Raw genomic sequence first — 1,032 nt, forward strand, 5'->3', positions numbered from 1 at the left:
GACACGATCACCGTCTCGCGTCCGATGTGGCGGGCCCAGGTCGCGAGGCTGGCGCGGAGGGACTGGGCGGGGATGGACAGGACGAGGTAGTCCGCGCCGTCCAGCGCCGCGGCCGGGTCGGTCGTGGCCGCCAGGTTCGGCGGGAGCTCGGTGTCCGGGAAGTAGTCCGGGTTGCGGCGGCGGGTGTTGATGCCCTCGGCGATCTCCCGGCGGCGGGCGTGCACGGTGACATCGCTGCCGGCGTCCGCCAGCACCTTGGCGAACGCCGTGCCCCAGGACCCGGCCGAGAACACCGCCGCGCGGAGGGGGCGCTGGTGGGTCACTGCGAAGCTCCTCCTCAGCGGCCGTGGTCGGGCTCGGGCGGGGCGGCCCGGGGAGCGCTCATCCTATCGGCCGCCCCGTGCGGGCCCGGGGGCGGTTGGGGGGCGGCGCAGGGTCAGCAGCACCGCGCGGCGGCCGGGGAGGGCAGGCAGCATGCGGTGCGCCTCGCGCAGCATGTTCTCCGCCTGCGCGTCGCCGAGTTCGCGCCGCAGTTCCGTCTCGTGGCCGATCCACAGCCGGTAGAGCCGCTGCCACATCACCGGCTCGCCGGGGCGTTCGTCCACGTGCTCGACCAGCAGGCCGGCGGCGCGGGCCTGGGCCTCCCAGGCGGTTTCGGCGCCGCGTCGCGCGGCGCGGGTGGCCGCCAGGCGGGCGCCGGGGGCCAGGAGGCGGCCGAGCTCGCGCAGCGCGGCATCCGGGTCGGGGGCGAAGCCGAGCGCGTCCACGCTCACCGCGCCATGCGTGCGGCCGGAGGGCAGGCCGGTGGCCTCGATCGGGGCGACGCTGAAGGAGGCCCGGCCCTGCGGCAGGAAGTGCGGGCGGCGGGCGGCGGCGTGGGCGATGGCGACCGGGGAGAGGTCGAGGCCGGCCAGGCGCGCGGACATCGCGCGGGCCAGCCACAGCCCGACGCCTCCCGTGCCGCATCCGGCATCCACCAGGAGCTGACCGGGCCGCAGCCGCAGCCGCGTGACCATCAGAGCGAGCAGCGGC

At 77.5% G+C, this 1,032-nt stretch carries 2 protein-coding genes; both read right to left on the reverse strand.

The window, feature by feature from the left end:
- Positions 1 to 323 (reverse strand): 2-dehydropantoate 2-reductase N-terminal domain-containing protein (locus D7231_RS35835; protein WP_158673909.1); only part of this gene is annotated, 323 nt, incomplete at its 3' end.
- Between the two features lie 63 nt (positions 324 to 386).
- Positions 387 to 1,032, reverse strand: a 646-nt coding sequence (locus D7231_RS35840; protein WP_147449932.1) for a class I SAM-dependent methyltransferase, incomplete at its 5' end; no start/stop codon positions are given.

The sequence above is a fragment of the Streptomyces klenkii genome, from assembly GCF_003626645.1.
In the GTDB taxonomy this organism is placed as follows: Bacteria; Actinomycetota; Actinomycetes; order Streptomycetales; family Streptomycetaceae; genus Streptomyces; species Streptomyces klenkii.